The organism is Mesorhizobium sp. 1B3 (assembly GCF_050958605.1).
Taxonomy (GTDB): domain Bacteria; phylum Pseudomonadota; class Alphaproteobacteria; order Rhizobiales; family Rhizobiaceae.
Genome location: NZ_JBJHDO010000002.1, coordinates 392,672 through 414,752, shown reverse-complemented (window position 1 = coordinate 414,752; position 22,081 = coordinate 392,672). Strand labels below are relative to the sequence as shown.

Annotated in this window: 23 protein-coding genes; 15 read left to right on the top strand and 8 right to left on the bottom strand. The window is 62.6% G+C overall.

The genetic code is table 11. From position 1 onward, the window contains the following. Positions 1-52: 52 nt before the first annotated feature. Together ACCO56_RS07045 and ACCO56_RS07040 are read right to left on the bottom strand one after the other, a co-directional pair. A complete protein-coding gene (locus ACCO56_RS07045; protein ID WP_433639017.1) occupies positions 53-1,210 on the bottom strand; it encodes an ABC transporter substrate-binding protein in 1,158 nt (385 codons plus the stop codon). An 11-nt stretch (positions 1,211-1,221) separates the two neighbouring features. Continuing rightward, positions 1,222-3,372, bottom strand: coding sequence for a TonB-dependent siderophore receptor (locus tag ACCO56_RS07040; protein WP_433639015.1), 2,151 nt, complete (start codon positions 3,370-3,372; stop codon positions 1,222-1,224). A 240-nt stretch (positions 3,373-3,612) separates the two neighbouring features. On the opposite strand from ACCO56_RS07040, the gene ACCO56_RS07035 reads away from it, so the two are divergent. From ACCO56_RS07035 to ACCO56_RS07015, 5 genes are all read left to right on the top strand, one after another. Then, positions 3,613-4,566: a helix-turn-helix transcriptional regulator gene (locus ACCO56_RS07035; protein ID WP_433639012.1), complete on the top strand. Its 954-nt coding sequence runs from the start codon at positions 3,613-3,615 to the stop codon at positions 4,564-4,566. A gap of 88 nt (positions 4,567-4,654) precedes the next feature. Continuing rightward, positions 4,655-5,716: a CapA family protein gene (locus tag ACCO56_RS07030; protein ID WP_433639010.1), complete on the top strand. Its 1,062-nt coding sequence runs from the start codon at positions 4,655-4,657 to the stop codon at positions 5,714-5,716. Between the two features lie 268 nt (positions 5,717-5,984). Continuing rightward, positions 5,985-6,197: a cold-shock protein gene (locus ACCO56_RS07025; protein ID WP_433639008.1), complete on the top strand. Its 213-nt coding sequence runs from the start codon at positions 5,985-5,987 to the stop codon at positions 6,195-6,197. Between the two features lie 392 nt (positions 6,198-6,589). After that, positions 6,590-6,802 (top strand): cold-shock protein, encoded by a 213-nt coding sequence (locus ACCO56_RS07020; RefSeq protein WP_433639006.1) that lies wholly within the window; start codon positions 6,590-6,592, stop codon positions 6,800-6,802. Positions 6,803-7,122: 320 nt separating this feature from the next. Then, positions 7,123-7,545 (top strand): BA14K family protein, encoded by a 423-nt coding sequence (locus ACCO56_RS07015; protein WP_433639005.1) that lies wholly within the window; start codon positions 7,123-7,125, stop codon positions 7,543-7,545. Between the two features lie 83 nt (positions 7,546-7,628). On the opposite strand, the gene ACCO56_RS07010 is transcribed toward ACCO56_RS07015, so the two are convergent. The 3 genes from ACCO56_RS07010 to ACCO56_RS07000 all read right to left on the bottom strand — a co-directional run bounded on the left by ACCO56_RS07010 (position 7,629) and on the right by ACCO56_RS07000 (position 9,861). Then, entirely contained in the window at positions 7,629-8,270 is a 642-nt protein-coding gene (locus ACCO56_RS07010; protein WP_433639003.1) for an MBL fold metallo-hydrolase, read from the bottom strand. 234 nt (positions 8,271-8,504) lie between these two features. Next, on the bottom strand, positions 8,505-8,816 hold the full coding sequence (locus ACCO56_RS07005) for a hypothetical protein (protein ID WP_433639002.1): 312 nt from the start codon (positions 8,814-8,816) through the stop codon (positions 8,505-8,507). 151 nt (positions 8,817-8,967) lie between these two features. Continuing rightward, entirely contained in the window at positions 8,968-9,861 is an 894-nt protein-coding gene (locus ACCO56_RS07000; RefSeq protein WP_433639000.1) for a branched-chain amino acid aminotransferase, read from the bottom strand. Between the two features lie 233 nt (positions 9,862-10,094). On the opposite strand from ACCO56_RS07000, the gene ACCO56_RS06995 reads away from it, so the two are divergent. From ACCO56_RS06995 to ACCO56_RS06980, 4 genes are all read left to right on the top strand, one after another. Further along, on the top strand, positions 10,095-10,601 hold the full coding sequence (locus ACCO56_RS06995) for a MarR family winged helix-turn-helix transcriptional regulator (protein ID WP_433638997.1): 507 nt from the start codon (positions 10,095-10,097) through the stop codon (positions 10,599-10,601). Between the two features lie 39 nt (positions 10,602-10,640). After that, positions 10,641-11,345, top strand: a complete 705-nt coding sequence (locus tag ACCO56_RS06990; protein WP_433638994.1) for a response regulator — start codon at positions 10,641-10,643, stop codon at positions 11,343-11,345. Positions 11,346-11,502: 157 nt separating this feature from the next. After that, a complete protein-coding gene (locus ACCO56_RS06985) occupies positions 11,503-12,912 on the top strand; it encodes an ATP-binding protein (RefSeq protein WP_433639793.1) in 1,410 nt (469 codons plus the stop codon). 159 nt (positions 12,913-13,071) lie between these two features. Continuing rightward, positions 13,072-14,088 (top strand): glycosyltransferase family 4 protein, encoded by a 1,017-nt coding sequence (locus ACCO56_RS06980; RefSeq protein ID WP_433638991.1) that lies wholly within the window; start codon positions 13,072-13,074, stop codon positions 14,086-14,088. A gap of 463 nt (positions 14,089-14,551) precedes the next feature. Here ACCO56_RS06980 and ACCO56_RS06975 read toward each other — a convergent pair whose 3' ends face one another. The 3 genes from ACCO56_RS06975 to ACCO56_RS06965 all read right to left on the bottom strand — a co-directional run bounded on the left by ACCO56_RS06975 (position 14,552) and on the right by ACCO56_RS06965 (position 16,055). Then, a complete protein-coding gene (locus tag ACCO56_RS06975) occupies positions 14,552-14,914 on the bottom strand; it encodes a tRNA-binding protein (protein WP_433638989.1) in 363 nt (120 codons plus the stop codon). A gap of 9 nt (positions 14,915-14,923) precedes the next feature. Then, the gene (locus tag ACCO56_RS06970) at positions 14,924-15,424 is read right to left on the bottom strand and encodes a YbjN domain-containing protein (protein WP_433638987.1); all 501 of its coding nucleotides are present in this window, start codon (positions 15,422-15,424) and stop codon (positions 14,924-14,926) included. A 316-nt stretch (positions 15,425-15,740) separates the two neighbouring features. After that, the gene (locus tag ACCO56_RS06965; protein ID WP_433638984.1) at positions 15,741-16,055 is read right to left on the bottom strand and encodes an accessory factor UbiK family protein; all 315 of its coding nucleotides are present in this window, start codon (positions 16,053-16,055) and stop codon (positions 15,741-15,743) included. A gap of 162 nt (positions 16,056-16,217) precedes the next feature. Here ACCO56_RS06965 and lgt point away from each other — a divergent pair, with 162 nt between their 5' ends. From lgt to ACCO56_RS06935, 6 genes are all read left to right on the top strand, one after another. Then, complete coding sequence (gene lgt, locus ACCO56_RS06960) at positions 16,218-17,084, top strand: prolipoprotein diacylglyceryl transferase (protein WP_433638982.1); 867 nt, start codon at positions 16,218-16,220, stop codon at positions 17,082-17,084. An 87-nt stretch (positions 17,085-17,171) separates the two neighbouring features. Next, complete coding sequence (locus ACCO56_RS06955) at positions 17,172-18,242, top strand: class I SAM-dependent methyltransferase (RefSeq protein WP_433638979.1); 1,071 nt, start codon at positions 17,172-17,174, stop codon at positions 18,240-18,242. Between the two features lie 192 nt (positions 18,243-18,434). Then, a complete protein-coding gene (gene pgeF / locus ACCO56_RS06950; protein ID WP_433638978.1) occupies positions 18,435-19,214 on the top strand; it encodes a peptidoglycan editing factor PgeF in 780 nt (259 codons plus the stop codon). 2 nt (positions 19,215-19,216) lie between these two features. Then, the gene (locus ACCO56_RS06945; RefSeq protein ID WP_433638977.1) at positions 19,217-20,368 is read left to right on the top strand and encodes a M24 family metallopeptidase; all 1,152 of its coding nucleotides are present in this window, start codon (positions 19,217-19,219) and stop codon (positions 20,366-20,368) included. A gap of 37 nt (positions 20,369-20,405) precedes the next feature. After that, complete coding sequence (locus ACCO56_RS06940) at positions 20,406-20,993, top strand: hypothetical protein (RefSeq protein WP_433638976.1); 588 nt, start codon at positions 20,406-20,408, stop codon at positions 20,991-20,993. 140 nt (positions 20,994-21,133) lie between these two features. Further along, positions 21,134-22,069 (top strand): ribose-phosphate pyrophosphokinase, encoded by a 936-nt coding sequence (locus ACCO56_RS06935; protein WP_433638974.1) that lies wholly within the window; start codon positions 21,134-21,136, stop codon positions 22,067-22,069. Positions 22,070-22,081: the final 12 nt, after the last annotated feature.

The window sequence follows — 22,081 nt, the reverse complement described above, 5'->3', positions numbered from 1 at the left end:
GCTACAAGGTCGGTCAGCGGCCAAAGTATCGCCGCTCGACATGCTGCTGTTCTCACCGATCGAGCCAATAGACGCCGGACATCGGGACAGCGAGGAAATCGCGGTTGATGGCGTCGATCGTCTCCTGCGGATCGAGATCGGCGAAGCGGTCCGGATGGAAGATGCGCGCGAGCTTTTCGATCATCACGATGTGCGTGGGCGAATCGTTGAACATGTGCCAGAGCGCGTGCGCGCGCCCCTCCCGCACCGCCGACAGTTCCGCGATGCCGACAGAGCCGAGAAGGCGGTCGAAGGATTGCCGGGCGGATTCGCGATCGATGCCCGGCCCGAGCACCAGCCCGCCGCGCGCGGCGAGATGGGCACCGCCAGTCGCGATATAGATCTTCGGATCGTCCACGATCAGTTGTTCGAGGCTGACGTCTCCGTAGAGTCCCGGCACCCGCTCGAGTGCCACATTGCGCCCTCCGGCAAGTTCTATCATCTCGTTGAACACGCCATGTCCGGGCGTCGAACAGCATGGCATGCCGCCGGCATGGACGTGCATGAAAACGCTGGGCCGATCCAGCGGCTCGGACGCAAGGCGCGACCGCACCCGTTCCAGGTGGGCCATATAAAAGGCAGCGAAGGCGTCGGCGCGTTCCTCCGCGCCGATCGCCCGGCCGAGCATCTTCAGGCTGGGCAATGAATTTTCAAGCGGATGGGAAAAGAAGTCGACCACGAGGACCGGGATCCCGAGTTGCGTCAGCATGTCGATCGAGCGCCCGGTTGACGGAGCTTCGGCGTCGTAAAGGCTCAATATGACGAGATCGGGAGACAACCCGACGATCGTTTCGACGGCAAGGCCATCTCCGGCCACTCCGCCGATCACCGGTATCTCGGCAACCCGGGGGAATTTTTCCGCCCAGGCGGCGAAGTTGGAAGTGTCGCGGCTGAAATCGTCGCGCCAGCCGACGACGAGCGAGGCGGGGTCGCGATGGATCAGGCCTATGACGGAGAGATGCCTGCCGGCGCCCAGCACGATTCGCCGTGCCGGGGCGTGCAACACGACCTCACGACCCATGACGTCCTTTATCTGGATCGGGTCGGCGCGTGCCGGGGCGGCGAACGAACAAGCGAGGACGAGGCCGACGATCAGCGCCGACAGCCAGATCAATTGCCGCAAGAAGGATAGAGCCGGCGCACGACGAGCCGCACCTTTGTCGTCCAACATCCGATCCACTGTCACCATGTGTATTTGAGGCTGGCTGTCACCGTGCGGCCCGCACCGTAGTTGCAGCTGCCACCCGTCAGGTTCAGGCAGTGCGAGACATATTTCTGGTCGAAGAGATTGGTGACGCCGAAGCGCAGCTTGGTACCTTCGAACTCGTTGCGGATCGCTCCGAAATCGAGCTCCGCGCCGATGTCGACGAGGGCGCGGCTTGGGATGCGCAGTTCCGGCCGATAGGTGCTGTCGGTTTGATAGGAAGACGTAGCCCGCACGCCTGCGCTGAGAGAAAGCCCGTCGATCAGGGATGGCCGATAGTTGAACCAGACGGCTCCCTGATGTTCGGGAAGTCGCAGCATTTCCCTGCCCAGCTCCGCGCGATTGTTGGATTCCAGGACTTCCGATTGCGAATAAGCATAGGCGACCAGCACGTCCAGCGAAGGCGTTAGCTCATATTTCCCCTCCACCTCGATACCGCGAACCCGCTGCTTGCCGGTCTGGACCGAAAAGCGCGTGTCCGTGAGGTCGGGAGTCAGCGAATTCTCGACCTGCAAATTGAAGAACGAGATGCCGATCATGCCCCGGGCGTCGGCGGGCTCGTATTTTACGCCGATCTCGAACTGCTCCGCCCGCTGCGCCACGAATGGATTACCGCGAAGATCGGTCCCGAGAAGCGGGAGAAACGACGTCATATAGCTGGCATAGGGGGCGAGGCCGTTGTCGAACAAATAGGTAAGCCCGACACGGCCGGACAGCTGGCTTTCGCTGGTAGTGACATTGGTGCCGGCAATACGGTTCTCGCTGTCGATTTCCGACGTGTCGTACCGGAGCCCGAATGTTCCAACCCACCGATCGTAGCGAATCTGGTCCTGCGCGTAGAAGCCGATCTGCTGCTGCTTCTGAAGTCCCGAGCGTTGGACCGGTGCGACGGGAAAGTCGTAGCCATAGATAGGGTTCAGATAGTCGATGGGCGGGACGAAGGTGCCCGGCCCGGTATTGCCGAAAATAGTATCGGATGTAGTGCTGATATAGTCCAGCCCGAACAGCGCGGTATGGTCGAACGCGCCGGTCTGGAAATTCGCTTCGGCCTGCGTGTCGACGGTGAAGGACCGCAGCGCGTCGTCCGAGATGGCCGTTACACGGTTGAGGGTCGTGCCCGGTGCGGCGTAGGCAAAGGCCGGGTTGACGAGCACCAGATCCATGTTCTGGTCCGCGCCACTGTAGCGCAAGTTCTGTCGTACGGTCCAAGTGTCGTTGAAGCTATGCTCGAATTCATAGCCCGCGGCATAGAAGTCCCGGTTGAATTCGCCCCAGTCGGGATCGCCCAGGAACACGTCTCGCGGAATTTGGCCGAACGGATTGGGAAGCAGCGTTCCGACAGCCGGGTAGAAACGCGGACTGAAGACCGGGCGATCGCGCTGGAAATAGCCATAGAGCGTCAGCGTCGTATCGGCTGTCGGGCTCCACGTCAGGCTGGGCGCGAGCATCAACTGCCGATCGCGCTCGTGATCGATCTGCGTGTGAAGGTTCTTGGCAAGTCCCGTGAACCGGTAGAGCCAGGTGCCGTCCTCCGACAGTTTGCCGGTCATATCCACGGCGCCCTGTATCCCGCCGAAACCGGTTGTCTGCACCACGGCCTCCCGATGGGCGGTGGGCTGTGGGCGCTTGCTGACCAGATTGACGAGCCCGCCGGGGACGGTCCGTCCGTAGAGAACCGATGCCGGCCCCTTGATGACCTCCACCCGTTCCAGCGCGTAACTGTTGATCGTTGGCGTGGCGTAGCCGTTCGGGTCGCCCGGAAGCACCAGGCCGTCGAGCCACGTCATGCCGAAAGCGTTGAAGCCGCGGATATAAAGCCAATCGTATCGGGTATCGAAACCGTTAGGATCGGCAAGAACGCCCGGCGTATAGCGCAACGCTTCGGCCACCGTGTTGGCGCCCTGCTCGTCCATCTGAGCACGCGTCACCACATTGACCGCCTGGGGGATTTCGACCAACGGCGTCGCCGTCTTGGAGCCAACGGTGGCGCGTTTTGCCACTATACCGTCATCAGGCCCACGCGCCGGCTCCGCCCCTTCGGCCGTCACCGAAATAGTGTCCAGTTCCGTCACGCTCTGCGCGCCGGCACCGGAGACCATCAATGCCATGCAGGACACTGCGGCAGCCATTGCCCATAGCCTGTCCAGAAAAATGCCCTTGCTTCGCACCTGCGCCCCACCCGTAAACTTGACTTTCATTGTCATATTATGGCTTACAAAAGCACGAGGCGACTTACAACGCCGATGCCTTTGCGCGGGCGTCAAAGTCGTTTGCAAGAAGCTCAAAGGGCTTGAAACGCATCTGGACGTGATTTTCGCCGGATAAGCTCGGAGAATGGAAGTGCGGTGGAGCTGAACAGGCGAAACGTCATGCGGGTCGTGGACATGGCGCGGCGGCCCGGCGTAACGGTGGAGAGCCGCGACGACCGGCTGTCCATGGAGGCGCCGCTTTTCCGTGGCGCGTTCTGGCATCGCGAATTGCGGCGAGGTCTACACGTCCACGCCAGCGACGTCTTCGAGGAAGCCGATTTCACCGCGAACTCGTCTCAACTCCCGGGCCTGTCCTGCGTCTTCTTCCTGTCGGGAGAAGTCCAGGTCGAGATCGGCGGGCGCACTTTTCAGTTCCGCGGTGGCGACGAGTTGCGCGAGGGCTTCATCATCTCCAGCGCCCGCGCCGAAAGCTTCCGTCGGCTCTCGCGTGGACACCAGCAAATTCGCCATCTGGTGGTCTCGGCCACGCCGGAATGGCTGGATCGTGACGGGCTGGCGTCGGTGAACGATCATCGCCTTGCCCAGGCGCTTCTGCAGGATCACCTCGCGAGCCAAAGCTGGAGAGTGACATCGCGTCTCGCCGGTCTCGTCCGCCGGATTCTCGCATCTTCGGGGAATCAGTCGACGCTCCAGGACCTGCTGGTCGAGAGCGCCGCGGTCGAGATCGTCGCGGAAGCGCTTGCGGCTTCGACTCACCAGGACAATGCACCCGCCACCCGAATGCTGTCACCCGCCGAGCAGGCCCGCCTGAAGCGCGCGGAGCACTTCATCCATGCCCGATCGACCGGACGGCTGCACGTGGAGGAGATCGCGCGCGAGGCAGGTGTCAGCGTCAGCGGATTGCAGCGCCTCTTCAGGGCCGCATATGGGGCGAGCGTTCTCGATCGCGTCCGGCAGACCAGATTGGACGAGGCCCGCGCCCTGCTGGTTCGTGGCGAGGGCTCGATCCAGGAAGCCGCGCAGCGCGCGGGCTATACAAGCGCCGCCAATTTCGCCACCGCTTTCAAACGTCAGTTCGGCATGTCCCCGGGCGAGGCGTCAAGAGGCGTGTAATCTTCCCGTCAGCCGGCGGACACCGCAAAACAGGAAGAATAGCGCAGCGGAACTGGCGCAACAGCTCCGGTTCCCATAGAAGAGCGCCGTGTCGAGCAACTTCCCCCTTTCCTATCAGCTCTCCTGGCTGCCGCGCTTTCTCGTCCCCTCGCTGGGCGGCGACAGCGCCGGCTTCGCGCCACCGGCCGGCGGATCGCCATCATCCGCGGAGAAGGTCGTGCGGCTGGTTTTCCTTGGGGATATTTCGGCGGTGGCAGGCCGGAAGGCTCCCATTATCGACAAGGCGTTACGAGACAAGATCGCTTCGGCGGAAGTCGTCATCGCCAATTGCGAGAGCCCGGTGGTGGCATGGCCGCGAAAACAGCCGGGAACCCTCCTTGGAACCCGCCATGCGATGACACGTCAATTCCTGTCCGAAGCGCTGGCGGCGGCAGGTATCGCCACGGACAGGCTGGTTCTATCGCTTGCGAACAATCACGCCCTGGATCAGGGAACGATGGGTTTCGACGAGACCACGCGGGAACTTACCGATCTCGGCATCCGAACCGTTGGGGCTGTTGCCGGCGGCCCGGTTCCTGTGGTGGGCGCAGGGCCGATGACCGTCGGCATTGCCGCTTTCACAGAATGGCGCAACGCCCGTTCGACGGATTTCGCCGGCCGCGTCATGACCAGTGACGCTTTTGAACAAGACGGCCGGGTCGCATTGGAACGGGCCGACGCAGATCTGGTCTGCGCTATGCCGCACTGGGACAGGGAGTTCCGGCATTTCCCGCATCCCACCACCCGGGCGACGGCAAGAAGATTAGCCGAAAGCGGCGTCGACCTCATCGTGGGCGGCCATACGCATGTGGTCCAGCCCATGCAGCGGATCGGGGACACGCTCATCGCCTACGGTCTCGGCGACTTCCTCGGAACAGCCTGGCCGCATTGCAGATGGCCGCTTCGCTTAGGGGCGATGCTCCTCGTCGATGTCGCTGCCGACATCTCCGCCTCCGGCCGGCGACGGGGAAAAATAGCCTCCTATGAGGTGGTGCCGTTCCTGCGGCGACGGGAAAGCGGCCGCGAGCACCTTATGTCGATCGGCTCGGTCCCCGGCGCCTTGGGCAAGGCTGTCGAAGCGCGCTGGCGAACGGTATTTTACCATGACTAAAACTTACAGCAGCCGACAAATCATTGAATTACTAGCGGCTTGCAAGTATCGACCATCCATGCGATACAAATCGTCCTCGGGCATTTGCTGACCCGGAGACTGGACGTTTGGACGACCCCTTTCCCCGATACTGTAAATATCTGACGGCCCCACTTTGGCGGGGGGTTAATTCATGCGCAAGACGCATGATCGCCAAGCCCACCGGACCTTCTCGACCGGAAACGGGGAGGCCCTACCAGCAGCAACGGGTGAAGGAGAATTCCCCCCAATGGCTCAGACCGGCACCGTAAAGTTCTTCAACGCAACCAAAGGTTTCGGCTTCATCACGCCCGACGGCGGCGCCAAGGACGTGTTTGTTCATATCTCCGCGATCGAGGCTTCGGGCCTGCGCACGCTCATCGACGGTCAGAAGGTCACCTTCGACGTTGAGCCCGATCGCATGGGCAAGGGTCCCAAGGCAGTCAATCTGCGCACGGCCTGACAGACATAAAGCTATTCGCCTCGCGGAAGCGATGGCATGAGGCACGGCGGGATTCCGTCGTGCCTTTTTTTGCGATCCCGAGCTTTCACCAGAATCGACTTCTCTCCTCCCCCTGCAATGGTCGGAGTCGGCCAGCGTCAATAAGCCATATTGAAAGTTTCGCTTGATCACTCCCGGAAAATGAAGGACAAAATTCTCGTTCGGGCATTTGCCGGCCCGGAGACCGGAATAGACTGCTCTGAGGCCCGACCCAGTCGGCGCCCAGGTGATCGCGAAAAGAAGGGCGTCCGCGGCCCCGCGCGAGAACTGTTTCTGCTCCTCCAGTAAACGGCCGAGCCTGAGCGGGATGCAACCCGCCCAGACATGATGATGGTGGGACAAAGGAGTTTCCCATGCCGCAGACCGGCACTGTCAAGTTCTTCAATCATGCCAAGGGTTTTGGGTTCATCACGCCGGATGACGGGGCGAAGGACGTGTTCGTTCATATTTCGGCGGTGCAGGCCTCCGGCCTTCCCGGCCTTGAAGACGGGCAGAAAGTCACCTTCGAAACCGAGCCGGACAAGCGGGGCAAGGGTCCGAAGGCGGTCAATCTCAGGATCGGCTGAAGCCAATCCTGGCGCAGTCGGCCGGGGCTTTCGCTCCGGCGGGGGAGGCAGATCAAGCGGGTTCCCGCAGCGTATCTGTCCGGAGCGGATTTTGCTTGGCGCCCGGCAGCTGCTTCTGGCGCCAAATCGCTGTTATTGGCGTGAAACGCCGACCGGGAGCATATCGAGCCCCTTTCCGCCCGAGAGGGAGCAATCAGGCCGCCCCAGCGTGGAATAACGATCCGTTCAGCTTGCGTTCAGACTGGATGCTCCAGATTCCATTCGAGAGTCGAACCTCGTCGCGGAGTCTCATGCGAACAGTTCGACGCAAGGAGAGAGAGATGAACCGCTTTCTGAAGAGTTCGATTTTGTCCGCGGCCGTGGCGGCGACGACGCTTGCCGCCCTTCCTGCCGCCAATGCCGGAGGCCGTCACGGATGGCATCGCGGGCACTCCGACGGTGACATGATCGCGGCGGGCATTCTTGGTCTCGCGGTCGGCGCAGTGGCCGCCGGCGCGCTGTCGCAGCCGCGGGGACCGGTCTATGAAGGCCCGGCCTATGATCCCTATGTCGACGACCAGTACTACCCGCCGGCACCAGCCAGGCGCTACGAATATCGGCGCGTCGAATATAGCTACGGAGATATCGAGCCGTGGAGCCGCGAGTGGTATCGCTACTGCAGGAGCCGCTACCGTAGCTTCGATCCGAGTTCGGGCACTTTCGTGGGTTACGACGGCCGCGAGCATTTCTGCGTAGCCCGCTAAGCTGACGCTGTCACAGAACTGCGCGGCCCGGCGCGCGCACAATCGAGGTGGCCTGGATGTGTCAGCATCCAGGCCATTTGGCATTATACCAGAAACGGGTTGGTCAGCCGCTCCTCGCCGAAACGGCCGCCGGGTCCGTGGCCGCACAGAAAGCCGATGTCGTCGCCAAGCGGCAGCAGCTTTTCCTTGATGGAGCGGATCAGAGCCTCGTGATCCCCCCCGGGAAGATCGGTGCGGCCGATCGAGCCGTGAAACAAGACATCGCCGACATGGGCGAAGCGGGCGGCCCGGTTGAAATAGACAACGTGTCCCGGTGCATGGCCAGGACAATGCAACACTTCGAAAACGTGGCCACTGAACGACAGAGTGTCGCCTTCGGCGAGGAACCGATCTGGAACGCAGTTACGCACCGGATCCGTGATGCCGAACCGAACCGCCTGGGCCTCGAGATTGGCGAGCAGCGGCCGATCGGCCTCGTGGGGCCCGAGGATCGGCACATCCAGTCTCCCCTTCAACTCCATCGCGCCGCCCGCGTGATCGATATGACCGTGGGTGATCCAGATCGCCGAGATCGAAAGCCCGTTGTCGCCGACGGCCTTCATGATCTGGTCGATATCTCCGCCGGGGTCGACCACGACGCCCGATTTTTCCTCGGTGTCGAACAGGATTGTGCAATTCTGCTGGAAGGCTGTCACCGGGATGATGCCGGCGTTCAACTGGCCCATGATGCTGCCTCGTTTGCGTGCGGTCGCGCGCACACATAGTTGCAGCGAGCGGGTCAGTCCACCCGGTGGCCCGTACTTTCGGCCCATGGCAACGAGATCGCAGCGCAGAACAACGACAGCGAGAAGAGGCGCTTGGCGTGCGCGAGCGACATGAAAGAGGGAAGACGGGCGCGGACGTGAGAGGGCCGCGAGCGAGCGGCTCCTGGCCGCCCGCTGAGAGGTGAAGCGCCGGGATCAGGCCCTGTTCATGGATTTCATGACAGCGCCGACGATCGCCGTGAGGATCGCGCCGCCGCCGACGCCGCCAATCGCATCGGTGAGAAGGCTGCCCATGGCACCGCCTGCAGCGGCGCCGGCTGCCGGATCGCCTGTCGTCGCACCGCCGAGCAAGCTACCGAGGATTGTTCCACCGGCCACACCGCCGACCGCGCCGCTGATGATCTTCGTCAGCTGCCCCATGGCCGCTTGCTGGATCGCTGCACCCACACCCATGCCACCAATGACACCCGTAATGATCTGCACGATAATCGGAAGAACCGTTTCCATCGACTTTCCCTCCAAGCAAACCGAGACTCGGTGAGTCCGGCGTGCACAGTGAGACGCCGAATGGAACGAAAGTCAAAGGAATAAGCGAATCCGGAATTATCAACGTCCGCAAGTTGCGGCTCTTGAAGATCTTTGCGGTTCGTTCGCTTTCTTATTCCGCGGCGATGGCTCGCTTGGGCTGTACCTCGGCGGTGTAGTCGTTCATCAACGTCTTGACGATTTCGCCAACCTCGAAACGATACGGCCCGATCTCGGACACCGGCGTGACCTCAGCGGCCGTACCGGTGAGAAAGCACTGCTCAAATCCTTCCATCTCCTCGGGCTGGATGGTCCGCTCGACAACATCGAAGTCGCGACGGCGAGCGAGATCGATCACCGTCCTGCGGGTGATGCCGTCCAGGAAGCAGTCCGGCGTCGGCGTATGTATCCTGCCGTCCTTGACGAAGAAGATGTTGGCGCCGGTCGCCTCGGCCACCTGGCCGCGCCAGTCGAGCATCATGGCGTCGGAGTAGCCCTTCGCCTCGGCCGCGTGCTTGGAAAGGGTGCAGATCATGTAGAGGCCCGCCGCCTTGGCTTTGGACGGCGCAGTGCGCGGGTCTGGGCGACGATACTCGGCCAGGTCGAGCCGGATGCCCTTCAGCTTCTGGGCCGGATCGAAATAGCTCGGCCATTGCCAGATGGCGATGGCGCAATGGATCTTGTTGCCCTGCGCCGAGACCCCGAGCTGCTCGCTCCCGCGCCAGGCGATCGGACGCACATAGGCGTCCTTGAAGCCTTGCTTCTTCAACAGCTCTCGGCACGCTTCGTCGATCTCGGCCACGCTGTAGGGAATACCGAAACCGAGGATCCGGGCCGATTCGTGCAGGCGCTCGGTGTGCTCGGTGAGCTTGAAGATTTCACCGCCATAGGCGCGCTCGCCCTCGAATACGGCACTCGCATAGTGAAGGCCATGGGTGAGCACGTGGATCTTGGCGTCGGCCCATTTGACGAACTGGCCGTCCATCCAGATGAAACCGTCGAGCTGATCGAAAGGAACGGATGCCATGACTGCCTCCCGCGGGCCGGAGCCCGATCATCGTTGATTGTCGTCCGCGGCACGAATGTCTGCGGCTGGAGCGTAAGCGGAGCACACGGCAAAGGCAAATTTGAGGGAAATTCCGGAACAAGCCGTTTTTCCTTGCCTTTCCGTTCGAATTCCGCCGAAAAGCTTGACGAAAATTACCAGCGCACCCAATTTATGTCAACATGGCTGACATAATTGGCATTCTCGGGATTCCTATGGCCGAACGCATCGCCGAATACGCCAAGCCGATCAGGACGGCGCTGACGCTGGAAGACGGTATCGATTTCACGATCATCGAACTCTTCTTTTTCGCCTACCGCGACTTCACCTCCGACCCGGACGTCCTGTTGGCCGACTACGGCTTCGGCCGCGCGCATCACCGCGTTCTCCATTTCGTGAACCGCCGGCCGGGCCTTACGGTGGCCGAGTTGCTCGACGTCCTGCAGATCACCAAGCAGAGCTTGGCGCGTGTCCTGAAGCAACTCATCGATACCGGCCATGTCATTCAGGTCCAGGGGCCTCGCGACCGGCGCCAGCGCGAGCTTTATCCTACGGCCAAGGGTCGCACCCTGGCTTTGGCGCTGGCGCGGCCACAGTCACGCCGCATCCATGCTGCACTGGAAGGCGCAGGCCCGACTGAGCGGGAAGCAATCGAACGCTTCCTCAAGGCCATGGTGAATGCCGAACTCCGGGCCCAGATCGACAATCGGCCCAGAGAGTAGGATAGTCTGTAAGGGGGAGAGCGTATGGAGGCAGTCCAGATGACCGACCCATCTTCCGTGCCGGATGATGACGCCCCGCATTTGCTGGTCGTCGACGACGACACGCGTATTCGTAACCTTCTGAAGCAGTACCTGACGGAGAACGGCTTCCGCGTCACAGTGGCTGGCACGGCGGCCGAGGCGCGGCGCAGGCTTGCCGGCCTCGATTTCGACCTCATCGTTCTCGACGTGATGATGCCGGGTGAAAGCGGCGTCGATCTCACCAAGTCGCTTCGTGACGAGCGCGACGTCCCTATCCTGATGCTGACGGCGTTGTCGGAGACGGAAAGCCGCATTAACGGACTGGAGGCTGGCGCCGACGACTACCTGCCCAAGCCGTTCGATCCGCGTGAACTGATTCTCAGAATCAGCAACATCCTGCGTCGCGGCGGACCGCAAAGCGTGCCGAAGGTCGAGCAGATCGTCTTCGGTCCTTACACCTTCCAGATCGCCAAGCGCGAGCTGAAGCGCGGCGGCGAAGCCCTGCGGCTGACCGACCGGGAGCAGGAGATCCTCGCGATCTTCGCCGGGCGGGCCGGCGAAACCATCCCCCGCCACGAGCTGGTGGCCGGCGAATCGGAAGTGGGCGAACGTACGATCGACGTCCAGATCAACCGGCTGCGTCGCAAGATCGAGCGCGATCCGTCGAACCCGGTCTGGCTTCAGACCGTCCGCGGCATCGGGTATCGGCTCAGTGTCGAATAGGATCGCGGCGTCGGCAGGACGGATCGACGCGCCGGTTCCCTCGGAGCCGCCGACGTCCTAGATTAGTGCCTGCAGCGGCGTAAGGCCGCCAATGGAAAGGCGGATGGCGGCATCGGACATCACACCGGCGGATAAGGCGAGCACGCTATCGCGCACCATGCGGGCGATCGGCGCGACGCAGGCCGAAGAGGCGCCCGGCGGGTCGCCGAGAGGCCGCCGGGCGGGCTTCGTCCCCCACAACTGGCGGCGCTTCTGGCGGCTGGTTTCGCGCTACATGCCGAAACGCCTCTATGCACGCTCACTCATCATCGTGATCGCGCCGATGATCCTGCTGCAGTCGGTCATCGCCTTCATGTTCATGGAAAGGCACTGGCAGACGGTCACGCAACGCCTGTCGCAAGCGGTCACCCGCGACATAGCGGCGATCATCGACATGATCGAAACCTATCCACCGGGCGATAATTATGCCGAGGTCATCCGCATCGCGCAGGACAGGCTCTCCCTCAAGATCGACCTGCTGCCGCCCGCTCCCTTGCCGGCTCCGGGGCCGAAACCGTTCTTCTCGATTCTCGACCATATTCTGAGCGAGGAGATCACCAGGCAGATCAACCGCCCATTCTGGCTCGACACGGTCGGCAATTCCAACATCGTGGAAATCCGCATCCAGCTGGAAGACAAAGTGCTGCGGGTGTTCGCCAGGCGAAGCCAGGCCTATGCGTCGAACACGCATATCTTCCTGCTGTGGATGGTCGGCACGTCGCTGGTCCTGCTGACCATAGCGATCCCATTCCTGCGCAACCAGATCCGACCCATCATGCAGCTCGCCGAGGCCGCCGAGAGCTTCGGCAAGGGCAGGCCGACGCCGAGCGACTTCAAGCCGCGCGGGGCGGAGGAAGTCCGACGCGCCGGCATCGCATTCCTGCAGATGCGCGAACGAATCGAGCGCCAGATCGAGCAGCGCACGGCGATGCTCACCGGCGTGAGCCACGATTTGCGCACGATCCTCACCCGCTTCAAGCTTCAGCTTGCCCTGGCCGGCAAGAAGATCGACACGACGGCGCTCAACCAGGATATCGACGACATGCAGTCGATGCTGGAAGGTTATCTCGCCTTCGCTCGTGGCGAGGCCGCCGAGGACACCGGGCGGTTTGACCTCAGGTCCTACCTCGACAAGCTGGGCGATGAGGCAAGGCTGCGCAAGCGAGGCTTCACCGCCTCGATCGCCGGCAAGCCGGAAGTCCAGGTACGGCCGAATGCCTTCTCGCGCCTGCTCGGCAACATCATTGGCAATGCCTTCCGCTACGCCGAGAACATCAAGGTGACCGCGATCCACACGCGCGGCGCCCTGATCGTGACGATCGAGGATGACGGCCCGGGAATCCCGCCCGAACGGCGCGAGGACGTGTTCAAGCCTTTCGTTCGGCTCGATTCCGCGCGGCAGGATGTTGGCGGCACTGGTCTTGGCCTGGCGATCGCCCGCGATATCGCGCGCAGCCATGGCGGCGACATCACGCTGGACGAAAGCGCGATGGGGGGACTGAAGGCGACGATCAAGGTCCCGGCCTGACCAACGTTGATTCCGCCTCAAGATGCGGCAACGCCGTTCCATGCGAGGCGGCGGCAGCCCTGGAACATCCTTCATCTTCCCGTCATGCAATTCTGCTCAAAGCGCCGGGACGGTGAGGCGTGCCGCCGATTCCTGGCCGCCGGAAGACGGGAATTGCCCTTGCGGATCCTGATGGTGACCGATGCCTGGCGGCCTCAGGTCAATGGCGTCGTGCATACGCTGGAGCGGCTTTCCGAAGCTCTGCTTGGTTCGGGCGTCGAAACGCAATTCCTGACGCCCGCCCATTTTCGCACCCTGCCGCTGCCTACCTATCCCGATATCAGGCTGGCACTGACAACGCCTCGTCATGTGGCGCGGCTGATCGACGGTGCCGCGCCCGATCACATCCACATCGTGACGGAGGGGCCGCTCGGACTGATGGCGCGCCGCCATTGCCTTGCCGTGCGACGGCCATTCACAACCAGCTATCACACGCGCTTTCCCGAATATCTCCGCGCACGGCTGCCGATGCCGGAGGACTGGACCTATCGGTGGCTGCGCAACTTCCACAATGCGGGACAGGGAACGCTGGTGGCGACCCAGTCGCTGGCCAGGGATCTCACCGCCCGCGGCTTTACGCGCCTGAAGCCTTGGACGCGTGGCGTCGACACCGGGCTGTTCAGGCCGGATCGGCGCCAGGATCTCGATTTCCCGAAACCGGTTTTCCTCTGCGTCGGCCGGGTTGCCGTCGAGAAGAACCTGCCAGCCTTCCTCGAGCTCGATCTACCCGGGAGCAAGCTCGTGGTCGGTGATGGACCCGAACTCGAGAAGCTGCGGTCGAAGTATCCCCAGGTCTTCTTCCTCGGCCACAAACCGACGGACGACCTCGCCAATCTCTATGCATCGGCCGACGTGTTCGTCTTCCCCAGCCGCACCGACACGTTCGGCAACGTTATCATCGAGGCGCTCGCGAGCGGCACGCCGGTAGCCGCTTTTCCCGTCACAGGCCCGATCGACATCGTCGGTGACGGCGACGGCGGCATCGTCTCGGAGGATCTGCGGCAAGCCGCACTCTCGGCGCTCGGCATCAGTCGCGAGCAGGCGCGCGCCAAAGCCTTGCGCTACAGCTGGAGCTCTTGCGCCGAAATGTTCATGGATGCGGTGCGCTCAGCCCTGACGGACACTCCGCGCCCGTGAAGTCCTATACCATTGGCCAAAGCAACTGACCGTTCGCGCTGCCCCCTGCCGAAAACCTCCCCCTTGGGGCTACGAGATTCACACATCTCGTGGGGGCGCCCTGGATGGTGAAATATGTTTAGCAATGCACCGAAAGCCCAAAGAGCGGGATGGTTGCGGGTACCGGTCGGCCGACGATCCGCGTTGAAGGCCTGCGCCAAATCGCCAATGTTTGTGATTGGCATCGACATAGAAGCTTCGTCACCCACGGACCCGAGCGAAGCGAGGTGATCTGTGGATCCATTCCGTTCCATGCGGCCGGCCGCCCAACGGTGCGGAACGAAGCAGCCACCGCAAGCGATAGCAGCTATCATCCGCTTCTTCCGTACCGCCTGAGATGTGTGAATCCGGTAGGAGGAGATGTCCGGCAGGACGGAGGGCTAGCTGCGCGGCAGGCGCATCGCCATGCACATTTGCTTGGCGGCTAAAAAAGACGACCGCCGTTCGGAACCTTGCGCTCGATCGCGCCCAACACGACGTCGCCGTCCTCGTCGGGAAATCCGAGCGTGAGCACTTCGGACATGAACTTGCCGATCTGGCGCGGCGGGAAGTTGACGACAGCGAAGACCTGCCGGCCGATCAGCGTCTCCGGCGTATAATGCTTCGTGATCTGCGCGGACGATTTCTTGATGCCGATCTCCGGTCCAAAATCGACCCTGAGCTTGATTGCCGGCTTGCGCGCCTCGGGAAAAGGCTCGGCTTCAATGATCGTGCCAGCGCGGATGTCGACGCGATCGAAGTCGGCAAAAGTGATATCGGGCCGGCGCGGCCCGTTCCCGGCTCCCATGAAACCCTCTCAGGCGTTACCGTAGGTTTCGAACAGCACCCCGGCCAAGGCTTCCCTGGCCGAGACACCCGACCAGACGACGAATTGGAACGCCTGAAAATAACATTCGCAGGCTTCGAGCGCGCTCGAAAGCAGCACCTCGACCTGCTGGCTGGTCGGCTCGACCCCGCCGGCCAGGAGCAAGGACTGGCGGAACATGATCGCACCCTCCTGCTCCCAGAGGTCGAAATGGCCGAACAGCATCTGTTCGTTGATCAGCGAAAGAAGACGCAGGATCTCGAGTGTACGGGCCTCCGGAACCTTGATGTCGAAGGCGCAGGCAAGATGCAGGGCTTCGAAGTCCTCCATCCAGGAGAAGGAGACGTGATAGTCGGTCCAGCTTCCTGCGACCGAGATCGAGATCTCGTCGTCACCGTTCCGCTCGAAGGACCATTCATTTGCGTCCGCAACCTGCTCGATCACGTCCACGGGATGGGAATCGCGTGCAATGTCGAGTTCAACGAGTTCCATCAAAAATTTTTCCTGTCGTTCTGGGAGCGCCGGCTCCACTGGAGGGCACACGACAACAATTAAAAAACGCGGACGGGAGAAGGGTGGTACGATACGAGGTTCCCCTGCCGGGCCTCCCGTCGCCCGGCGCATGATCCCGTTTCCGAATCATGCAACAAATTCAGTCTATTGATGGAGAGTCGCGGCGCCAGCCCCTTTTTGCTGCGGGCGGCTGTCGGATGTGGATAGCGGCCTCTGTGCTCAATTCAGGCGGCTACCGTAAGCGATTCATGGCAAAGCGTTTTTCGACTCTGCGCAGATGTGGAAAAGTTCCAGATTATTTTTTTGTGCGAGGCCTGGATGTGGAGGAAGAAGCCGCCTTCGCGGGCGCCGGGCCATCCCGCTCTGCGAGACGAGCCTCCAATTCCCCGATGCGCGCGGCCAATTTCTGGTTTTCCGCGCGCGCCTTCAGCGCCATCTCGCGAACCGCCTCGAACTCCTCCCGCTGGACAATCTCCATCGAGTTGAGCAGACGCTCGGCCTGGGCACGAAAGGCGGTCTCGACTTCGCGGCGCACACCCTGAGCAGCGCCGGCCGCGTCGGTCATCAGCTTGGCGAATTCATCGAGAATGCGGTTCGGTCCGTTGGACATGGCAGAAACCTCGCGTGCTGTTGAGCACGTAATAGGCGAAATGGCGGATTGCAAGGAAGAAGCGGCGTGATGGATCGAATCGGGCTTGCTTGCCCGCCCGATCGCCTTGACCCCGCCAAAACCCTGCCGCATGGTCCGCGCCGACCCTGCCCGGAGACTGCATTGAGCGAATATCTGAGCCTGCCGCTTGCGGCCTTGCCCTTCCCCAATATCGATCCGATCATCATCCAGATCGGTCCTTTCGCGGTGCATTGGTATGGCCTCGCCTATATCGTCGGCATTCTGTTCGCCTGGTGGTACGGCAAGCGCCTTGTGACCAATCCGCGGCTGTGGCCCGGCGGCGAGCTTCCCATGAAGCCGACCGATCTCGACGATTTCGTCGTCTGGGCCGCCGTCGGCGTCGTGCTCGGCGGGCGCATCGGCTACGTCCTGTTCTACGATTTCGCCCGCTATCTCGCCAATCCGCTGGACATCTTCGCGGTCTGGCAAGGCGGCATGTCCTTTCACGGCGGCTTTACCGGCTGCACGATCGCAATGATCCTCTTCGCGCGCTCGCGCGGCATCGCAGTGTGGACCATGTTCGATGTCATCGCCGCGGGCGTGCCGGTCGGTCTCGGGCTGGTCCGCGTCACGAATTTCATCAATTCGGAGCTATGGGGCCGGGTCACGGGCGTGCCATGGGCGGTCGAGTTCCCGAATGGTGGCCCCTTCACCCGTCACCCCAGCCAGCTCTACGAGGCAGCCCTGGAGGGGCTTATCCTGTTCTTCGTCCTGCGCATCCTGACCCACAGCCTTCTAAAGCTGAAGCAGCCGGGATTCGTATCGGGCGCGTTCGTCACCGGCTATGGCCTCTCACGTATCTTCGTTGAGTTTTTCCGCGAACCCGACGCGCAACTCGGCTATCTCGTCGGCGGCTGGCTGACCATGGGCATGCTGCTTTCCGTTCCGATGGTGCTTGTCGGCGTCTGGGCCATGACTGCCGCATCGGCCCGAAAATCGGCAACGATTCTCGGAAAGCATGATGCGTAGTCTCGGTACGAGAGAGCGTCCTTTGCGCGTCCGAATGGACGCGCGGCGTTGCATGGCGCAACGCGCCTCGACGACACACGAACGGGCATGAAGGACCTCAAGGCTCGCATCGTCGATCTGATCGGCATGGAGGGACCGATCCCCATTGCCGACTATATGGCGATCTGCCTCTATGACCCCCGGCAGGGCTATTACACGACCCACGATCCGTTCGGCAGTGGCGGCGACTTCATCACCGCGCCCGAGGTGAGCCAGATGTTCGGCGAGCTGATCGGCGCCTGGGTGGTCGCCGCCTGGCGCGCACTAGACCGACCGTCCCCGCCCATCCTCGCCGAGATCGGTCCCGGCCGCGGCACGCTGATGAAGGACATGGTCCGCACGATCCTGCGGATCGCGCCCGAACTGCACGCTCTCGCCGATTTCCGCCTGGTCGAGGTCAGCCCTCGACTTGCCGAGGCGCAGGCGGACACCCTGCGGGATATGCCCGGCCGCTTCGGCTGGCATAGCGATATCGACGAGCTCCCGGGCCAGCCTCTCTTCATCGTCGGCAACGAACTCTTCGACGCGATACCGATCCGTCAATATGTGCGTACCGCGGATGGCTGGCGCGAGCGCTGCGTGACGGTCGACAACGGCAATCTCGTCTTTGTCGCCGGAGCCGGCTCCCTGGACGAAAGCCTGCTGCCCCCCGGAGCGGCCGACGCGCCCCACGGCGCGATCGCCGAGATCGCTCCGGCACGGTCCGCGCTGATGGAGAAAATCGCAAGGCGGCTCGCCGGCGACGGAGGCGCGGGCCTCTTCATCGACTACGGTCATTTAACCCCGGCCATCGGCGATTCCTTCCAGGCGCTGAGCCGCCATGCCTATGCCGACCCGCTCGCCGAGCCCGGCAAGGCCGATCTCACGACGCATGTCGACTTCGCTGCCCTCGCCGCCTCTGCCCGCGGTGTCGGCCTCCATGCCCAACTTGCCACGCAAGGCGACTTCCTGTTGCGCATGGGTCTGCTCGAACGCGCCGGCCGCCTCGGCGCGAAGGCGGACCTGGCCGTCCGGGAGCGCATATCCCAAGCCGTCGAAAGGCTTGCCGGTCCGGATCAGATGGGAGAGCTGTTCAAGATCATCGCCGTCTCTACGCGCGCTCTGCCCCCATTCGTCTAAGCAGTTTTCGGAAAAGTGTCCCGCGATTTTCGGGCAGAAATCTGCGGCAAAGGAGGAAGCTCACCCGGTGAGCGTGGCGGAGCGCGCCCGCCTGGTTAGAACGATTGACACTCTCCCCACCCCTGCCCCACTGTCCGCTCGCGGGAAAGCACCGGCTTGACGAACGCAGTCCAGACGTGAACAAGGCAGCCCATGCAGCTTGACCCAGTCCGATCATCCTTACTCGATCAGGCGGCCGCCAGCGGTATCCGTCACGGCTTCTTCACCCGTGCGGGCGGCGTGTCGGACGGCATTTACAGAGGCCTCAACACGGGCATCGGTTCGAATGACGACCCGCAAAAGGTCCGCGAGAATCGCCACCGCGTGGCCGAATGGATGGGGGTCGCGCCGGACGCGCTGCTCAGCGTCTATCAGATCCATTCGCCCGATGTGCTGATCGTTCGCGAAAAATTTACCGGCGAACGTCCGAAGGCCGATGCCATGGTTACGGATCGGCCCGGCCTTGCGATCTGCGCGTCGGCCGCCGATTGTGGCCCTGTTCTCTTCGCGGACAGGGAAGCGCGCGTCGTCGGTGCCGCGCATGCGGGCTGGAAAGGGGCTTTGACCGGGGTCCTGGAGAACACGGTCGCTGCCATGGAGAGCCTGGGCGCGAGCCGCGACAGGATCGTGGCCGTGCTGGGACCCTCGATCAGCCAGAAAAACTATGAAGTCGGGCCTGAGTTCGTCGCCCGCTTCCTCGAGGCTGACGCCGGGAACCACATGTATTTCGTCCCGTCCGGTACAGCGGACCACGCCCTGTTCGATCTTAACCGCTACACGGTCGATCGCCTGAAGAAAGCCGGTGTCCAGGCGGAGGCGCTCGGCCGCTGCACCTATGCCGAGGAAGAGCTCTTCTATTCCTACCGTCGTACCACTCACCGCAACGAGGCCGACTACGGGCGGCAGATTTCCGCGATAGTTTTGGAGACCTGACGATGGCGCTGCATTTCGAACGAAGCGAATTCGACGCGCGGCGCGACCGGCTGCTGATCGAGATGGCCGCCAAGAAGCTCGACGCGATCCTGCTTTTCGCCCAGGAAAGCATGTACTGGCTCACAGGCTACGACACTTTCGGCTTTTGCTTCTTCCAATGCCTGGTGGTGAAGCTCGACGGCTCGATGACCTTGCTGACGAGATCCGCCGACCTGCGCCAGGCGCGTCACACCTCGATCCTCGACAATATCGTCGTGTGGACCGACCGCGACAACTCAAATCCGGCAATCGACCTGCGCAACCTCCTCAACGATCTCGGCCTGCTCGGCGCCCGCATCGGCGTCGAATACGACACGCACGGCCTGACGGCCTTGAACGGGCGCAGGGTCGACGAGCAACTGCAGACCTTCGGCCAGATCGCCGACGCATCAAGCATCGTCAGCCGGCTTCGCCTGTTCAAGAGCCCTGCTGAAATCAAGAAGGTCGAGAGGGCCGCCGCCCTTTCGGACGACGCCCTGGATGCCGCACTGCCGCTTATCGTCCAGGGCGGCGACGAGGGCGCGATCCTCGCTGCCATGCAAGGCGCGATCTTCACAGGTGGAGGCGATTACCCCGCCAACGATTTCATCATCGGCTCGGGTCCGGACGCGTTGCTGTGCCGTTACAAGTCCGGCCGCCGCAAGCTCAACAAGAACGACCAGCTCACGCTTGAATGGTCGGGCGTCTTCAATCACTACCACGCGCCTATGATGCGCACCGCGCTGACCGGCAGGGCCACGAAGCGCCACCAGGAATTGTTTGAAGCGGCGCGAGACGCACTCCTCGCGGTTGAGAAGGCCATGGTGCCCGGCAAGACCTTTGGCGACGTTTTCGAAGCTCATTCCCGCGTGATGGAGTCCCATGGACTGACCAAGCATCGGCTGAACGCCTGCGGCTATTCGGTTGGCGCACGCTTCGCTCCGTCCTGGATGGACATGCCCATGTTCTATCAGGGCAATCCGGAACCGATCGCGCCGGACATGACGCTCTTTGCCCATATGATCGTCATGGACTCCGAGACCGAAACCGCGATGACGCTAGGCCGGACCTATCTCACCACCGAGTCCAGCCCGAAGCCGTTCTCGCGTCATGGTCTCGACTTGATCGTGCAGTGAAACCATAATGACAGCGGATAGCGGAGACTCGCGAGGAATGAGCCGAACCGTCGCCATGGTGGTGGCGTTGCTTGCCGGCGTTCTGCTTGCCGCGTGCACGACTTCCGACGTGCTCGAACCCTCCTCCTTGACCGGGACGCAGCAGCCGCCCGCCTCCACGACGCCCTCTCCGGCCATCTCCGCACCGGATGCAACGGCCGCGACATCGTCGACAACGGCTTCCGGGCAAACAGCGCCGGGGCAAGTCGCGGCGATCAACAGCTCCACCAAAATCCAATTCGCCCCAATCGTCGGTTCGACCGTCGAAGCGGTCACGCCGCTGACGGAGCGCATCGCGCTGAAGGCCCGGGAGCGCGGCATTGGGCTCGCCCGATCGGACGATCCCACCGCGACTCACGTGCTCAAGGGCTACCTCTCCGCGATTTCGGAGGGCAACGGGACCACGGTCATCTACGTCTGGGACGTGCTCGACGCTTCGGGCAATCGGCTGCACCGCATCCAGGGGCAGCAAAAAGCGACCGGCAAAGGCGAAGGCTGGGTAGCCGTGTCGGGCGAAACCATGCAGTCGATCGCCGACGTGACCGTCAATCAGTTGGCCACCTGGCTGGCCGGCCGGTCCGGCTAGCACGGTGCGAACCCTATCGGGATTTCGCTCTCGTCGAGATTCTTGGGATTTTCAGGCCGAATGCGTCTCTTCGCCGCTTGCAATGGCGGCGAAGGAGACTAAAAGCCCCGTCATCTGGGCGGGTAAGCCAAGGACTCTTCATGAAACTCTTTGCGGGTAATTCCAACCGGGTTCTGGCCGAGGCTGTCGCCCGCTATCTGAACATTCCCTTGGGCAAGGCCAGCGTCCGTCGTTTCGCCGACCAGGAAATCTTCGTCGAGATCCAGGAAAACGTGCGCGGCGAGGATGTATTCATCCTCCAGTCGACCTCCTTCCCGACCAACGATCATCTGATGGAATTGCTCATCATGATCGACGCGTTCATGCGCTCCTCGGCACGGCGTATCACTGCGGTCATCCCTTATTTCGGCTACGCCCGCCAGGACAGGCGCGCCTCCGGGCGCACCCCGATCTCGGCCAAGCTGGTCGCTAACATGATCGCACACGCCGGCGCCAATCGCGTGCTGACGCTCGATCTCCACGCCGGCCAGATCCAGGGCTTCTTCGATATCCCGACCGACAACCTCTTCTCCGTCCCGGTCATGGCTCGCGACGTGAAGGCCAAGTACAAGCAATTGTCGAACGTCATGGTCGTGTCGCCCGACGTGGGCGGCGTGGTCCGTGCGCGCGCGCTCGCCAAGCGGGTCGACGCGCAACTGGCAATCGTCGACAAGCGTCGCGAACGACCAGGAGAATCCGAGGTCATGAACGTCATTGGCGACGTCAAGGGGAAGGACTGCCTGCTCTTCGACGACATCGTCGATTCCGGCGGAACGCTGTGCAATGCCGCGGACGCACTGCTCGCCAAGGGCGCCAGCAGCGTCACCGCCTACATCACGCATGGCGTGCTGTCGGGCGGAGCCATCGCGCGTATCACCGGCTCCCAGCTTCAGGAACTGGTGATCACCGATTCCATCCAGCCGACCCAGGCGGTCATGGACGCCCACAATATCCGCGTCGTCTCGATCGGCGACCTGATCGGCGAAGCGATCTCGCGCACGGCCCAGGAAGAATCGGTTTCGAGCCTGTTCGACTGAGCGCAGCGTACT

Coding starts and splice junctions, on each gene's coding strand:
- ACCO56_RS06935 (WP_433638974.1), top strand. CDS start 21,134: ATGAAACTCTTTGCGGGTAATTCCAACCGGGTTCTGGCCGAGGCTGTC.
- ACCO56_RS06975 (WP_433638989.1), bottom strand. CDS start 14,914: ATGGGAGCCGGGAACGGGCCGCGCCGGCCCGATATCACTTTTGCCGAC.
- ACCO56_RS06995 (WP_433638997.1), top strand. CDS start 10,095: ATGGCCGAACGCATCGCCGAATACGCCAAGCCGATCAGGACGGCGCTG.
- ACCO56_RS07020 (WP_433639006.1), top strand. CDS start 6,590: ATGCCGCAGACCGGCACTGTCAAGTTCTTCAATCATGCCAAGGGTTTT.
- ACCO56_RS07000 (WP_433639000.1), bottom strand. CDS start 9,861: ATGGCATCCGTTCCTTTCGATCAGCTCGACGGTTTCATCTGGATGGAC.
- pgeF (WP_433638978.1), top strand. CDS start 18,435: ATGCAGCTTGACCCAGTCCGATCATCCTTACTCGATCAGGCGGCCGCC.
- ACCO56_RS06940 (WP_433638976.1), top strand. CDS start 20,406: ATGAGCCGAACCGTCGCCATGGTGGTGGCGTTGCTTGCCGGCGTTCTG.
- ACCO56_RS07045 (WP_433639017.1), bottom strand. CDS start 1,210: ATGTTGGACGACAAAGGTGCGGCTCGTCGTGCGCCGGCTCTATCCTTC.
- ACCO56_RS07040 (WP_433639015.1), bottom strand. CDS start 3,372: ATGGCTGCCGCAGTGTCCTGCATGGCATTGATGGTCTCCGGTGCCGGC.
- ACCO56_RS07005 (WP_433639002.1), bottom strand. CDS start 8,816: ATGGAAACGGTTCTTCCGATTATCGTGCAGATCATTACGGGTGTCATT.
- ACCO56_RS07035 (WP_433639012.1), top strand. CDS start 3,613: ATGCGGGTCGTGGACATGGCGCGGCGGCCCGGCGTAACGGTGGAGAGC.
- ACCO56_RS07010 (WP_433639003.1), bottom strand. CDS start 8,270: ATGGGCCAGTTGAACGCCGGCATCATCCCGGTGACAGCCTTCCAGCAG.
- ACCO56_RS06945 (WP_433638977.1), top strand. CDS start 19,217: ATGGCGCTGCATTTCGAACGAAGCGAATTCGACGCGCGGCGCGACCGG.
- ACCO56_RS06985 (WP_433639793.1), top strand. CDS start 11,503: ATGCGGGCGATCGGCGCGACGCAGGCCGAAGAGGCGCCCGGCGGGTCG.
- ACCO56_RS06955 (WP_433638979.1), top strand. CDS start 17,172: ATGAAGGACCTCAAGGCTCGCATCGTCGATCTGATCGGCATGGAGGGA.
- ACCO56_RS06970 (WP_433638987.1), bottom strand. CDS start 15,424: ATGGAACTCGTTGAACTCGACATTGCACGCGATTCCCATCCCGTGGAC.
- ACCO56_RS07015 (WP_433639005.1), top strand. CDS start 7,123: ATGAACCGCTTTCTGAAGAGTTCGATTTTGTCCGCGGCCGTGGCGGCG.
- ACCO56_RS06965 (WP_433638984.1), bottom strand. CDS start 16,055: ATGTCCAACGGACCGAACCGCATTCTCGATGAATTCGCCAAGCTGATG.
- ACCO56_RS06990 (WP_433638994.1), top strand. CDS start 10,641: ATGACCGACCCATCTTCCGTGCCGGATGATGACGCCCCGCATTTGCTG.
- ACCO56_RS07025 (WP_433639008.1), top strand. CDS start 5,985: ATGGCTCAGACCGGCACCGTAAAGTTCTTCAACGCAACCAAAGGTTTC.